Below are 14,625 nucleotides of genomic sequence, written 5' to 3' on the forward strand. Positions count from 1 at the left end.
TCACGGGCCTCGAACAGCTTCGCTTCGGTGACGTAGGAATAGAGAAAAACCATCGCCGAATGGACGTAGCCGTAGCGGCCGCACAGGAAGTAGCGCTTGCCGACATAGAATTTCAGGAAATTGATCCAGGGCGAGAAGACCAGCCGCGACATGCTGGGCTTGTCGCCCTGCTCGACCTGAGCTTCGACCTTGAGCGACGAATAGGAGTTCGTGCGCTTCAGATCCTCGGTCAGCGAGGTCGCGCGCCGGTGCAGCAGCATCCCCTTTTCGATCAGAGCGGTGCGGCCAGGCACTCTGAAGGACTCGTGGACGCGTTGAGCAATGTCCATTGTCGCCTTGTCGCGGCGAAAGAAGCGGAAGATGCGATTGTGTGCCACCCAGCGGTGGGCGTAGCCGTAACCTTTCAGGTAGTCGCGACGGCGGACGAACCAACCATCGGTATTGTTTCTGCCCGAACTTGTAATTTCGATGATGGATTGCCTCAGCTCAGCGTCGGCGCGCTCATCTGCCTCGATGCACAAGCACCAAGGCTGCGTGGCCTGTTGTAGCGCAAAAAGCCGCTGCCTGGCGAAGCCCGGCCAGTCGTTGTGGAACAGGCGGATCGGATAGCCTTTCGCGACGTAGTCCGCGATGCATTCCAGCGTGCCGTCGGTCGAACCAGAATCCACCACCACGATCTCGGCACAGAAGTCGACGCTCCGCAGGCAGTCGGCAATCATGTCGACTTCGTTATTGCAGATGATCAGAGCAGAGACAGGAGTGTTGAACTGAGACATGGGGAAAATTGAACGACCGATTGCAGCTGCCACGGTAACTTGCACCACGCGTTTCGATATCTAAGTCTGGCATTGAATCGCCAGGAAGCACTTTGAACCAGGATCGATGGCCGAGTGGACACGCAAGGAAATCCGAGTAATTTCGCACCCTGGTTCTTAGCTAGTTATAATTTCAAACTAGAATGGCTTTTCCAGCAGCAATTTAACCGATCTACCTACGATGTTCCTGTATTCTTTCAATGTCTTTGTACACAACTCAGAGACATCGGAAGGATCAGTCTTAGCCTGCTCAGAAGTAAATCCTGCCTTATTATTGGCTATTTCCCATACCTGTTTCTCCAACGTCTCGTTATGAACTTTTGCTTCTAGATCCCTGGCGATGCTCTCAAGTTTCTGCAGATCCGCATCCGTGAAGAACAATTCTACATTCTTGCATGATTTAACAGACATGTAATTTTCATAAACCGCCAAGAGACGGTCGTAGTCTTTTGCTTCTATACCGGCAGCAATGAACTCGCTTCGCTTGCTCGCCTCGTTAGCCAGAACTCGTACTTCCGATGACATTCCCTTCCCGAGGGAATGGAATTCAGTGGATTTCTTGCCGCCATTGTAGAGGAATACCATAGCGCTAATCTGGTCATGTGAGCTATCGACAACACCGTACACGCCAATGCATCCCGGATCTAAAGCATTGATTGAAATGCCCTCCGACCCGTCGTCAAACCTGCAGATTTCCCATTTGCCTTGCTGAGGATTTGTTTCAAGGGCCGATGGCAGAAGAACGTATCTACCATCCGCCCCCAGATATAAATCATCGAGAAGCCTGTCAGAGAGCAGTTTCTTAAGTCCCGTAACGATTTTTCCCAGATCAGTATTTGGCCAACGTATGTCCGTTTTTATTGGCGGATACGCTGACGCAAGGGAAAATTTCATAGCGAACCCCAGAGCTAGGATTACCACGCCAAAGCCCGCCAATAAGTTCCCCAAAAATCTGTTCATTCGCTATTTCTCCCTATATGCACACATTTACAACATATTGTGCAACCGGAACACCGTCCTTTCTAAATCTTGACAATCCGGTGTTGGTCGCTGTGTATTTGATCCAAGAAAGGCTTTGCCCCCACGATGACGGCGACTTTGGCGCGAGCCTATGAGCGACGGCCACAAGTTGCAGATTGCTGAACGGTTGAGTAACGGACTGGTGTTCATACGCATCCTCGTCAGTTCTAATTCTAAATAGACTCCTTATGCGCGGCGCGGGCACGGCAAGTTTGTGGGTAGGCTGCTGTGTGAATGAACACTGGCGCCGTCACGAATTTTGCGCCAAGAACGCTACTCACATAACTCTATTTCTTAGCGTGTGCCTATGCAGGGTAAAATTAGATTCCAATCCATTCAGGCACTAAGGGGTATCGCCGTTTTGGCGGTGCTGATCTTTCATTCGCATTGGATCGTGTCTTGGAAAAGCGATGATATTCTGCACGTTCCGCTGCTCAGCGATTACGGCTACCTTGGTGTTAACTTCTTCTTTTGCATTTCCGGCTTCGTAATATGTCATGTTGTAATAAGAGACGCCAATTTCAGCATGAAAGATTTTGTCGTTCGGAGGATCGCTAAGATTTACCCGATCTATTTCCTTACCAACCTCACAATCATTTTCATCTGGTTTTTCACGCCGATATTTGACAATGAGGTCTCTTCCCTCGGGTTTTGGGGAGTTATGGGAAGTTTCCTTATCTTCCCGATGGATCAATACCCCCTCTTGTCACCAGGCTGGTCCCTTGAGCACGAAGTTCTTTTTTACCTGATCTCCGGAGTGTTCGTGACGATAGCGAGCATAAGATTCCTTCCTGTCGTGTTGTTCTTGCTGTTTGTAGCTGGAATGCACCTTAGCGGATGGGATTTTCACATTTTTTCGCGTTATCAGATATATTTTGCCACCGGAATTCTGTCTTACTATCTCACCAGATATCGACCGCGATACCTCCTGATTTCCTCTGCCGCCGCCATGTCGCTGGCTGCGCTGATCGGCTCAAATGTCATTGCGACCAACATGTATGTCTATGATGCGCTTCTTGCTCTCGGCTTTATGGCCCTCATTTCTGCGTGCGTCTCCCTGGAGAGCGCAGGTTTCCACTTCCCTGCCCTGCTGGTCCAAGTCGGAGAAGCGTCCTATTCTTTATATATCGTTCACGCCGTGATTTTCATATTCTTGTCCATAGTAGGGTATCGGTTAGGAGTCCCGGTTGAACTTTGGAGATGGGGGGGGGTTGCGTTCACCATGCTCCTAAGTTTCGTAGTCTATAAGAGGATAGAGGCGCCCCTCCATAGGGCCGCCTTCAAGGTACTTATGCCTGCTCAGAGCGTGGTACCTAGCCACGTACGGCCGTGATCGCTCGGCAGGTGAACATAGATGAACGAAACACCGACTGAATAGGCGCGTACCATTCGATGCGAAATTTATGACGAAGTTGCTCCGCAAGAGTGAAATGCGGGATAAGGTAACTAGAACACTATAGAAACCTACGCGCCTGCTGTTGGCATTACCTAGTCTCACTTTTGCAATGTACGACGCACCTATCCTCATGATCAGGGGCTAATCAACGGGCTTTTGAGCTCGGTGACGAGTTCACCTTTCTTGTCCGGGAGGGCGTCCCGCGCAGCTTCCTGGCTGTCGGCTTAAATGCCACCGTCTCCCGATATTTTTTTACCCCTCCAACTCCTCGCTTTTCGCCGAAGTGCCGCCGAACTGAAACCACTCGACCGACCGAGCGATCGACTTGATGCGAAGCCGGACAAACAACTGCGATTCGCCGCAATCACAAGAGCGCCGCCCGGAAGTGATGCACTTGGTGCATAGTGCGCCGGATGAATCGCCACGGTTTCAAACCTGGTGCTTCTAAACTTGGCCCGAAAGGTGGTCGCGGCCACACCCCAGCGCCCTACACGAGGGACCTGCGTTGCACCGTCTTCGGACCAGATGAAAAGCGCCGATTGATAGACATACGCCAATCTGGCGCCGTCGAGGCTAATGCCAGCGGAGGATCCGTTGAAGCGATCGCTGCGAAGATGGGCAACTCGATCGACCAGAACAATCTGCCAGCGGTTCGGGCAGCAGACGAAGCCCGCCGGAAAGGCCGGAAACTGCTCGGCAAGGAACAGAACGGCTACAAAAAGTTGAAACTGGCTGGAAAAGAAAGTTGAAACTGGTTTTGTGGGCACCAGCTAACCCATTGAAAAGTATGGCGCGAGTGACGGGGCTCGAACCCGCGACCTCCGGCGTGACAGGCCGGCACTCTAACCGACTGAGCTACACCCGCGCACTGACGTCGCGGATCAGCCGTGACGTCGATGGCGGCTGGATAAGGGGTTCGCCGTCGAGTGTCAAGCGACCCACGAGCGCTAATTGCAGTTCATGCGAAGGTTTTTTGACACGCAGCGACAAACCCGTGAATGTGCCTGCTAGCAGAGCACCTGGCTCTGCATTTGGCCTTGCGAAGCGTTCGCTAACTGCTTAAAGGTCCGCTCCTGAAAGGGCGATTAGCTCAGTTGGTAGAGCGCTTCGTTTACACCGAAGATGTCGGCGGTTCGAGTCCGTCATCGCCCACCATGTTTTCTTGCAGTTCGTTCCAGGCACATAGCTTACGGTTTGTACCGGAGACATGGATAACACTTTCGGCCTGAAAGGTTTTGAAGTGGTTTCTGTCTGCATGTGTCATCATCTAAATAGCGTAGATCGTGGCCCATGAAGCTGGCCAGCCAGATCCGGACATCGACTTGCTTGATACCGACGGTTTGGCCGGCGAAAGACCTGACTGAGATTGTGATGTTCTTCCGATTGTAGCAGATGCGGCCGCAGGTGGTGGCAGTGATGGCCTTGTCGTGGAAAGGGTAGTCGAGTTGGTCAGTCCCTGATAGGGCGCTACGACGGCTCGTAGCATTAAGCGGCGCGGGCCATATCGAGCGTCTAGTGCGGACAGCTAGGCTGATGTGTTCGATGGCGATGCCAAGCCTCAACCATCACACCGGCAGCCTGGAAAGATTGAACAGCGCATTAAGAGTGGTGAAGGCATAGGCCTCCTTGTGGTGCGCAGCGTTTCGCAGGCCAACACATAACGGCTGGCGAAGTCGCTGATCGTCAGCGGATAGCAATAGCGCCGATCCGCCAGCATGAACTCGCCCTTGTGATCGGCGCACCACAACTCAATGGACGTGGTGGCGTGGGATAGCGGAGTCTGTTGCGCCGCCGCTGACGGCGCTTGACCAGGCATGCACCGTCGAGGTCGCCGGACAATGAACATCTGGATAGAGCCATGCTAGCCGCTCCCTGATCTTCGGCGCGCTTCAATTCGGTAGCGTCTCGATTTGGAAAGGAAGTTGATTGGCGTGCCGGTAAGGCCTTGGCGAACGATCGGTCAATCCCTTCCGCTACTTGTAGCCGGTCTTGCGCGAAATGCCGCCCCCCGGCACAGCATCGCTATCTTCTCGCCGTCCAGGAGCCACGCAACGAATTTGAGACGCTCGTCCATCAGGATTGCACTCCCGCCAAGGCACCTCTGCTCTCCTCGCAAAGGCAAAAGCGCGATCTAGCCCCTTGTCTTAGGTGCGTGGTGGCATTAGCGGTTCCCAAATCTTGAGGATGTCAATGTTAGCATCGCCACGCTGGCCAAGCGGGTGATTCTGCATGTACAGCTTGCTCCAATCGAAATGATAGAACGGCCGCATGGACCTTCCCATCTTTGCCATCAATCTCGACAGCGAAGTCGATCGCTGGGAAGAGCTGGCGGGCAATGCCGGCGCCGCTGGACTTTCCTTGCGCCGTGTATCGGCGATCGATGGCAGGGCGCTGTCGACTGAGAATTGGAGCGGTGTCGACTTCGCTACTGCCAAGACGCAGAATGGGCGGGAGATCCTTTCGACAGAGCATGCCTGCTACCAGAGCCATCTTACTGCGCTGCGGGCATTCCTGGACGAAGACAAGCCATACGGGCTGATCATCGAAGATGATGTTGCTTTCGATGAGAGCACAGTGCGCCGGATCGAAGCGATCATCGCTGCCGTATCGGATTTCGATGCCATCAAGCTCACTACCCACAGAACCGGGCTGTTCGTGCGGGCCGTCACAACTACGTGCGGCGACGAGATCGGGCGGGCACTCCATGGTCCGCAAGGCTCCGCAGCCGCCTATCTCGTGACAAGGCGAGGCGCGCAAAGGCTGATTTCCAAGCTCGCGACGATGACCTTGCCATGGGACATCGCTCTGGAGCGGTTCTGGGATTCCGGCCTCGAAGTCTATTCCACCCGCCAGAACGTATTGAACTTCACGTCTCGCAGTGCCGTCTCCAGCATCGCGGGCCCCTCCGGAAGCTACAAAGGGGCCAGATTCTCTTGGTGGAAACGGCTGGGGACAGCCTCCTTCCGCACGAAGGATCAGTTTCGACGTTTGCATCATGTCTTTCTGCGCCCGCCCCTGTACGGCGAGGCTCCGAACTATCCAACCTCCAAACAGCATTTGCTGTGGCAGATACTGACGACACTTCTCGTATTGGCATTCGTGTCACCGGTTTGGCGGGAAGCCGACACCTACCGCTATGCCGGGATCGTCCTTTTCATGGCGGGTATCGTCCGCTGGCTGGGCAAGGATCTATGGACATACGGCAAGCCGCTGATCGGCGGGGTCGGTTTCCTCTGCTTCGGATGGGCCATTTACGCCTTTGCACGCCTGGCGACGGTCTATTTTACGAGTGGTCAACTCGGTACGGCCGAGGGCGTCTATCTGTTCCCGGCATTCTACGCGACCACGGGGTTTGCATTTCTAGCCTACGTCAAGCGGCCAGCAGTGGTAGCCGCATGCTTCATGGTGGCCAGTCTTGCGTTTCTCGCCGCAGATACCAGCTATATCCAAGTTCTTCAGGGTGAGTGGCCAAAACCCTGGCTATTCAACAATACTATTCACGCCGCAATCGCGGCCGGCTTCATCTTTCTGTCCGCCATCCAGTTTGCGATCTACACCGGTGAACGCAGCGACCTGAAAGCGGGAAATAGAGTTTTTTACTGGTTACTTTCAGCAGCCGTATTGGTGTTTGCCGTCGTCAACATTGTCGCGCTGCGCTCGAAGGGCGTCTGGCTTGCTCTTGCGGCAGCGCTTCTGTTGTTGGTCGTTTTGGCTTTGATACGCGGAAGCCGTCACCATATATTCGTAGGCATCGGCGTGCTGGTTCTGATCCTCGTGGGTCTTTTCTTCTCCTACGGCATCCTGTCGTCGACCGCAGGGGATACTGTTGCTTTCATCGGAAGGTCGATTTCGGATGTGACAACCAACGGCGTCGGCAACGCCCTCGATCATGCCATCAAAAGCGAGCTCACTCCTACTTCAGCTAAAGAGCGCCTGATGCTCTGGTCCAACGCGCTAGAGATTTGGAGACATCATCCGGTCTTCGGCGCTAGTTCCGCCTGGCTTACGGAATGGCAGAACAGGACCTATCAAACTCAGATCTACGACGTCTTCCACAACGGCTATCTTGAAATTGCCGTGCGCTACGGCATCGTTGGATTGGCGTTCTATGCATTCCTGTTCAGTTGGGCGGCAAGACAGGTGCAGCAGGCAGCCAGAACGAAGCTCATCGAACCCGCTGCGTGGCACTGCTATATTTCCACGCTGGTTTTCTTCGCCATCACCCTGCTTAGCAATTCCAACAACCGGCTGGCAATCGGCGAGGCTTACATGTGGTTCGCCGCTGCGTTCGGCTTCTATTGTTACTATCTACGCCAGCATGCCAGACAGGTCGAACCAAGGACGTATTTTTAGCCCCTGGCTGAACGCTCCACCATCTGGGTAATTGCCAACAAAAAAGCCGGGCTCAACACCCGGCTTTTCGCAGTTCTGAACAATCAGCGCGCCTTAGTTGACGGCGTCCTTCAGGCCCTTGCCGGCGGAGAACTTCGGCACGGTGCGGGCCGGGATCTTCACTTCGGCACCGGTCTGCGGATTGCGGCCGGTCGACGCAGCGCGCTTCGAAACCGAGAAATTGCCGAAGCCGACCAGACGGACATCGCCACCCTTCTTCAACTCGCCGGTGATAACGGCAAACACCGCATCCACCGCCGACTGCGCGTCACCCTTCGAGATCTTCGCGGCATCGGCGACAGCGGACACCAGTTCGTTCTTGTTCATCAAAAATCCCTTCCATGAGAAAACCGGAACTTGCGACTCATCCGGCAGGGATTGGACTTTAGAAAGAAGTGTTCCCACAACCAAGCCAAAAGACCGACAAAAGAACGAAAAAAGCCCGGAAAACCGGGCTTTTTCACAAAAAAGCCGGACCCAAGGCCCGGCTTTTCGTTTGTGCGGTGCACTCTTCGTCGATGCTAGTGCGCAAGCGACTTTCCGGCATCGTCGACATCGGTTGCAGCCGGCGGGCTGACCGGCTCGACCCACTCGATCGGCTCCGGCATCCGGACCAGCGCATGCCGCAGCACTTCGCCAATGCGCGAGACTGGAATGATCTCCATTCCATTCTTCACATTGTCCGGAATTTCGGCCAGATCCTTGGCGTTGTCTTCCGGGATCAGCACCTTCTTGATGCCACCACGCAGCGCAGCCAGCAGCTTCTCCTTCAGGCCGCCGATCGGCAGAATGCGGCCACGCAAGGTAATCTCACCGGTCATTGCCACATCGGCACGGACCGGAATACCGGTCAGGATCGACACGATGGCTGTGGCCATTGCCGCACCCGCGGACGGACCGTCTTTCGGTGTGGCGCCTTCCGGCAGATGCACGTGGATGTCGCGCTTGTCGAAGAGCGGTGGCTCGACGCCGAAATCCAGCGCCCTGCTGCGGACATAGGAAGCCGCTGCCGAGATCGATTCCTTCATGACGTCGCGCAGGTTGCCGGTGACTGTCATCTTGCCCTTGCCGGGCATCATGACCCCTTCGACCGTCAGCAATTCACCGCCGACCTCGGTCCAGGCCAAGCCGGTAACAACACCAACCTGGTCGTCGGACTCCGCGCGGCCGAAACGATAGCGCTCGACACCGAGATAATCGGACAGATTGGAGGCGGTGATCTTCACCGACTTCTTCTTCGTCTTCAGGATCTCGGTCACCGCCTTGCGGCCGAGCTTCATCAGCTCGCGCTCAAGCGAACGCACGCCCGCCTCACGGGTATACGTCTGGATGACAGCGCGAATTGCATCCTCGGAAACCGAGAATTCCTTCGGCTGCAGAGCATGGTCCCGCACGACCTTCGGCAGCAGGTGCCGCTTGGCGATCTCGACCTTCTCGTCTTCGGTGTAGCCGGCGATACGGATGATCTCCATGCGGTCCATCAAGGGCGCAGGGATGTTCAGCGTATTGGCCGTCGTAACGAACATCACGCTCGAGAGATCGTATTCGACCTCCAGATAGTGATCCATGAACGTCGCATTCTGTTCTGGATCGAGCACCTCGAGCAGCGCCGAAGACGGATCGCCACGGAAATCCTGGCCCATCTTGTCGATTTCATCGAGCAAGAAGAGCGGATTGGACTTCTTCGCCTTCTTCATCGACTGGATGACCTTGCCGGGCATCGAGCCGATATAGGTGCGGCGATGACCGCGGATCTCGGCCTCGTCACGCACGCCGCCGAGCGCCATGCGGATGAACTCGCGGCCGGTCGCCTTGGCGATCGACTTGCCGAGCGACGTCTTGCCAACGCCGGGAGGACCGACGAGGCACAGGATCGGCCCCTTCAGCTTCTTCTGACGGCTCTGCACGGCCAGGTATTCGACAATACGGTCCTTGACCTTGTCGAGGCCATAGTGATCGGTATCGAGTACGTCCTGCGCGAAATTCAGATCCTGCTTGACCTTGGAGTTCTTGCCCCACGGAATCGACAGGATCCAGTCCAGATAGTTGCGCACGACCGTGGCTTCCGCAGACATCGGCGACATGGTGCGCAGCTTCTTGAGCTCCGCCTCAGCCTTTTCCCGGGCTTCCTTGGTCAGCTTGGTCTTCTTGATGCGCGCTTCGATCTCGGCGGCCTCATCGCGACCGTCCTCACCCTCGCCAAGCTCCTTCTGGATCGCCTTCATCTGCTCGTTGAGGTAGTACTCGCGCTGCGTCTTCTCCATCTGGCGCTTGACGCGCGAGCGGATGCGCTTCTCCACCTGCAGGACGGAGATCTCGGCCTCCATGAAGCCCATCGCCTTCTCGAGACGCTCCTTGACGGAGAGCGTGGCGAGCATTTCCTGCTTCTCAGGAATCTTAATGGCAAGATGTGAGGCGACCGTGTCGGCGAGCTTGGAATAGTCGTCGATCTGGCTGGCCGCGCCAACCACCTCAGGTGAGATCTTCTTGTTCAGCTTGACGTAGTTCTCGAAGTCCGAAACCACGGAACGCGCCAGCGCCTCGACCTCGACCTCTTCTTCATCCGGCTCGGCCAGAACGCTGGCCTTAGCCTCATGGTAGTCGGTACGATCAGTGAAGGTCACGATCTTAGCACGCGCCACACCCTCGACCAGCACCTTCACGGTGCCGTCGGGAAGCTTCAGCAACTGCAATACGTTGGCGAGCGTGCCGATGTCGTAGATTGCATCGGGCTCGGGATCGTCATCGGCGGCATTCATCTGGGTGGCAAGCAGGATCTGCTTTTCCTGACCCATTACCTCCTCGAGCGCCTTGATCGATTTCTCACGCCCAACGAAGAGCGGAACGATCATATGCGGGAACACCACGATGTCGCGAAGCGGGAGAACCGCAAAGGCGCCGTCGCCGGTAGCCTTGGATATTTTGGCCATTGTCCAACCTTTCCTTCGCGATCGCCCTTAGCCAATCGCGAATCTCATATTAACGACCGCGGACCATTCCGCCTACCACCGATTGTGACGGGAGTTTTGCAGCACAGAATTGGCGCGCAGCCTTCGGTGGTTAAGTGGATAAGGTGCAGGCAAAGATCAAGGCCCTTTGGCACCTGCCTTTAGTGCTAGGGCCTATAGTCCGCCATCCCTCTATCCAGAAAAGGAAAACGGCGCCAAACGGCGCCGTTTCAAGCTTTAGAAAAGGCCCATCAGGCGCTGACGTTGCCCTTCTTTTCCTTCTGCTCGGAATAGATGTAGAGCGGCCGGGCATTGCCCGAAACCACCTCTTCCGAGATCACAACTTCGCGGACGCCTTCGAGAGCCGGCAGCTCGAACATGGTGTCGAGCAATATGGCTTCCATGATCGAACGTAGACCACGTGCGCCGGTCTTGCGCTCGATGGCGCGTTTGGCGATCGCCGAGAGCGCGTTCTCGTGGAAGGTCAGATCCACGCTCTCCATCTCGAACAGGCGCTGATACTGCTTGACCAGCGCATTCTTCGGCTCAGTCAGGATCTGGATCAGCGCCGGTTCGTCGAGATCCTCGAGCGTTGCCAGCACCGGCAAACGACCGACGAATTCCGGGATCAGGCCGAACTTCAGCAAATCCTCAGGCTCGACCTGGCGGAACAGATCGCCCGTGCGGCGATCTTCCGGCGAGGCCACCGTCGCGCCGAAGCCGATCGAGGTCTTGCGGCCACGGTCGGAAATGATCTTGTCCAGCCCGGCAAACGCGCCACCGCAGATGAACAGGATGTTGGCGGTGTCGACCTGCAGGAATTCCTGCTGCGGATGCTTGCGGCCACCCTGCGGCGGCACCGAGGCAACCGTGCCTTCCATGATCTTCAGCAGCGCCTGCTGGACACCCTCGCCCGACACGTCGCGGGTGATCGAGGGGTTGTCCGACTTGCGGCTGATCTTGTCGATCTCGTCAATGTAGACGATGCCACGCTGGGCGCGCTCGACATTGTAGTCGGCCGACTGCAGCAGCTTCAGGATGATGTTCTCGACATCCTCGCCGACATACCCCGCCTCGGTCAGCGTCGTAGCATCGGCCATGGTGAAGGGAACGTCGATGATGCGGGCGAGGGTCTGGGCAAGCAACGTCTTGCCGCAACCGGTCGGGCCGATCAAAAGGATATTCGACTTCGCCAGCTCGACGTCGTTGTTCTTCCCGGCATGCGCGAGGCGCTTGTAGTGGTTGTGGACAGCCACCGACAGCACGCGCTTGGCGTAAGGCTGACCGATGACGTAGTCGTCCAGCACTTTCAGGATTTCCTGCGGTGTCGGCACGCCTTCGCGCGACTTCACCATCGAGGTCTTGTTCTCCTCGCGGATGATGTCCATGCACAATTCGACGCATTCGTCGCAGATGAACACCGTCGGCCCGGCAATCAGCTTGCGCACCTCGTGCTGGCTCTTGCCACAGAAGGAGCAATACAGGGTGTTCTTGGAGTCACCGCCGCTGTTGCTGACCTTACTCATCGTCCCAGTCCTTTCATGGGCACCCGCCGATGGTTTGGCGTTTGGCACACTTACTTATCTATCGCGGGAATCCGCGCCGGCCAGTGGTCTGGCTCCTGCAACGCATTCCGTACGAAACACAAATCAGAAAACGTGGCAATGATTCCCGCAGCCCCACGGAAAGCTAAGCCGCCGAAAATCAACATAGCCTTAACGTAGGCAATCGTCGCCGTCGAGGAAACAGCCAATTGTGGCTGAAATGCCGCAAACCACACCAAAAGCGTGGTCTGGCGCCGACAACTGACAATTTAGTTTGGCCCAATATCAGCCTACGGTCGTTTCCGCCGCTTCACGGCTCTCGATGACCTTGTCGATGAGACCGAAATCCCTGGCCTCGTCGGCAGTCATGAAATGGTCGCGGTCCAGCGTCTTTTCAATGGTCTCGTAGTCCTTGCCAGTATGCTTGACATAGACCTCGTTCAAGCGGCGCTTCAGCTTGATGATATCCTGGGCGTGGCGCTCGATATCCGAAGCCTGGCCCTGGAAGCCGCCGGAAGGCTGGTGCACCATGATGCGGGCGTTCGGCGTGGCGAAGCGCATGTCCTTGTGGCCAGCGGTGAGCAGCAGCGAACCCATCGAGGCCGCCTGACCAATGCAGAGCGTCGAGACGGGCGGCTTGATGAACTGCATGGTGTCATAGATCGCCATGCCGGAGGTTACCACACCGCCCGGCGAGTTGATGTAGAGGTTGATTTCCTTCTTCGGGTTCTCGGCTTCCAGGAAAAGCAGCTGCGCGCAGACCAGCGTCGCCATGCCGTCCTCGACCGGACCGGTGATGAAGATGATGCGCTCCTTCAGGAGGCGCGAGAAGATGTCGTAGGCTCGTTCACCGCGATTGGTCTGTTCGACCACCATCGGGACGAGGTTCATATAGGTTTCGATGGGGCTCTTCATAGATGGTCCCTTGCCTGGATGGGAGATCCGCGCCGGATGGGCGGAATCGATACTGACGGTCGTTTCCGTAGATAGGATGCCGGCTCACCCTAGCGCAAGACCGCAGCGCCTAGCCATCCGGTCAGCGCATTTTCCGACACATCCCCCGTTAACGAATTTTAAAGAATTCGCTTTTCCGGCCATCAGTGTCCGCTAGAGTTGAACCGAGCGGCGTCAGTTCGCGTAAAAAGGGGTGGCATATGTTGAAGAAGCAGCTTTCGCTGGCCGTGTCCGCGCTGATCATGCTCGGCACCGCTTCCGAAACAGTGGCGGGTGGCCGCGCGGTCGAATGCTACGAACCGTACCGGACCCGCCCGGTCTACGACACGATCTATGGAGAAGAGCAGGTCAGCCCTGGCTACAGCCGGGTGGTGAGGACCCCTCCGATCTACGGCACGCGCCAGCGCGCCGTGCTGATCCGGCCGGAACGCGTCAGCTATGAAGTGATCCCGGCGGTGGTCGATACCAGATATCGGACCATACAGGTCTCAGATGGCGGCTACGGCTGGGAGTGGCGCTGGATCAACGGCCGCCGCGTGCTGTGCAAGATCAAATACAAGCCGCGCTACGAAAGGGTGGCCGAAACCGTCGTGATCCAGCCGGAATCCCGCCGCCGCGTCGTCATCCCTGCGGAATATGGGTACGAGACCGAGCAGGTCGTCATCCAGCCAGGATCCGAGCGCGTCCTGGAGGTACCGCCGAGCTATCGACAGGTCGCGCGCCGCGTGATGGTCTCTGAAGGTCAGACCGGCTGGCGCCGCGTGCACATTCCACGGCACTGCCAATACTGATAGGCAGCTTGCCGACAAGCTGGGGCATTTGCTCCGGCTTGTCGGCAGCCAAGTGAATGGCCGCGCTCAAACCAGCCAACGGAACGCGCGGCGCAGGAACGCCTGCCCGTCCCGCGTTATCGGGTCGCCATGAGCCATCAACACGTTCTCCGCAGGCCAGGCCAGGATTTTCTGAATTGAGGCACGTGCCGCCCGCTTGTCCGTGAATGCGATCCGAAATTTGCGGGGCACGGACGCCTCGGCTCCGATCATCAGATCAAGCCCCGCCACGACTGCGCGCCAGCCAGAGAACCAGCCGGGTTTGAATTGCTGGATCAGATCGCAGAAGAGAGCGGTACGGCTCGCCAGGTGAAAAAACACGACTTCGGTTGTGATGAGATTTCCGCCAATGACGACTTGCTTCACATCCGTGTTCCAGACTGGCTGGCCGATGTCAGCGAGGTCACCGTCGAACAGGATATCAGGTCGTTTCTCGCGCAACCCAGGCGGGGCATAAGTCTTCGCTTGCGGAAAGGCGCGCTGCCAGTCACCAAGAGACAGGTGATGCAGCGAATTGGGTGGGATAAGATAACCTACCTCGCCCAATGCGCTGACCGAGGCATGCAATTCAGCGGTAAGGGCAATCGGCGACCAGATGAACAGCTGGTTCCCGAACAGACGAATGACAGCTTGGCGCGTCGGATAGTGAAAACCGGCCGTGGCTGTTATCGTCGGGCCCTCGGCAAGCCAGATTTCAGGCCCGAACTGCGTCAGGATGGAAGCCAC

The 14,625-nt window shown here is 56.6% G+C and carries 11 protein-coding genes and 2 tRNA genes; 5 read left to right on the plus strand and 8 right to left on the minus strand.

The annotated features are described in order from the left end of the window. Together AO692_RS03725 and AO692_RS03730 are read right to left on the minus strand one after the other, a co-directional pair. Positions 1-719, minus strand: a 719-nt coding sequence (locus AO692_RS03725; protein WP_244483248.1) for a glycosyltransferase family 2 protein, incomplete at its 3' end; no start/stop codon positions are given. 234 nt (positions 720-953) lie between these two features. Beyond that, the gene (locus tag AO692_RS03730) at positions 954-1,775 is read right to left on the minus strand and encodes a hypothetical protein (RefSeq protein WP_054308702.1); all 822 of its coding nucleotides are present in this window, start codon (positions 1,773-1,775) and stop codon (positions 954-956) included. Between the two features lie 367 nt (positions 1,776-2,142). Here AO692_RS03730 and AO692_RS03735 point away from each other — a divergent pair, with 367 nt between their 5' ends. Next, positions 2,143-3,168: an acyltransferase gene (locus AO692_RS03735; RefSeq protein WP_054308703.1), complete on the plus strand. Its 1,026-nt coding sequence runs from the start codon at positions 2,143-2,145 to the stop codon at positions 3,166-3,168. A gap of 476 nt (positions 3,169-3,644) precedes the next feature. Further along, positions 3,645-3,980 carry a hypothetical protein gene (locus AO692_RS32650; protein WP_152979709.1) on the plus strand — a complete coding sequence of 112 codons (336 nt, stop codon included), beginning with the start codon at positions 3,645-3,647 and terminating at the stop codon, positions 3,978-3,980. A gap of 39 nt (positions 3,981-4,019) precedes the next feature. On the opposite strand, the gene AO692_RS03745 is transcribed toward AO692_RS32650, so the two are convergent. Next, positions 4,020-4,096 (minus strand) — tRNA-Asp (locus AO692_RS03745). A gap of 214 nt (positions 4,097-4,310) precedes the next feature. Between AO692_RS03745 and AO692_RS03750 the strand changes: the two genes are divergently transcribed. Then, positions 4,311-4,386: transfer RNA gene (locus tag AO692_RS03750), tRNA-Val, on the plus strand. 1,113 nt (positions 4,387-5,499) lie between these two features. Then, positions 5,500-7,584, plus strand: coding sequence for an O-antigen ligase family protein (locus AO692_RS03755; protein ID WP_054308705.1), 2,085 nt, complete (start codon positions 5,500-5,502; stop codon positions 7,582-7,584). 93 nt (positions 7,585-7,677) lie between these two features. Here the strand turns inward: AO692_RS03755 and hupB are convergent, their stop codons facing one another. From hupB to clpP, 4 genes are all read right to left on the minus strand, one after another. After that, on the minus strand, positions 7,678-7,950 hold the full coding sequence (gene hupB / locus AO692_RS03760) for a DNA-binding protein HupB (protein WP_054308706.1): 273 nt from the start codon (positions 7,948-7,950) through the stop codon (positions 7,678-7,680). A 194-nt stretch (positions 7,951-8,144) separates the two neighbouring features. Continuing rightward, a complete protein-coding gene (gene lon / locus AO692_RS03765; RefSeq protein WP_054308707.1) occupies positions 8,145-10,553 on the minus strand; it encodes an endopeptidase La in 2,409 nt (802 codons plus the stop codon). Between the two features lie 269 nt (positions 10,554-10,822). Continuing rightward, positions 10,823-12,097 (minus strand): ATP-dependent Clp protease ATP-binding subunit ClpX, encoded by a 1,275-nt coding sequence (gene clpX / locus AO692_RS03770; RefSeq protein ID WP_054308708.1) that lies wholly within the window; start codon positions 12,095-12,097, stop codon positions 10,823-10,825. Positions 12,098-12,400: 303 nt separating this feature from the next. Continuing rightward, complete coding sequence (gene clpP / locus AO692_RS03775) at positions 12,401-13,030, minus strand: ATP-dependent Clp endopeptidase proteolytic subunit ClpP (protein ID WP_054308709.1); 630 nt, start codon at positions 13,028-13,030, stop codon at positions 12,401-12,403. A 239-nt stretch (positions 13,031-13,269) separates the two neighbouring features. Between clpP and AO692_RS03780 the strand changes: the two genes are divergently transcribed. After that, the gene (locus AO692_RS03780; protein ID WP_054308710.1) at positions 13,270-13,860 is read left to right on the plus strand and encodes a hypothetical protein; all 591 of its coding nucleotides are present in this window, start codon (positions 13,270-13,272) and stop codon (positions 13,858-13,860) included. 66 nt (positions 13,861-13,926) lie between these two features. Here AO692_RS03780 and AO692_RS03785 read toward each other — a convergent pair whose 3' ends face one another. After that, the gene (locus AO692_RS03785) at positions 13,927-14,616 is read right to left on the minus strand and encodes a DUF4336 domain-containing protein (RefSeq protein WP_054309428.1); all 690 of its coding nucleotides are present in this window, start codon (positions 14,614-14,616) and stop codon (positions 13,927-13,929) included. Between the last annotated feature and the right edge of the window lie 9 nt (positions 14,617-14,625).

Origin of the sequence: Mesorhizobium sp. 1M-11 (assembly GCF_001303895.1) — a bacterium.
Taxonomy (GTDB): domain Bacteria; phylum Pseudomonadota; class Alphaproteobacteria; order Rhizobiales; family Rhizobiaceae; genus Mesorhizobium.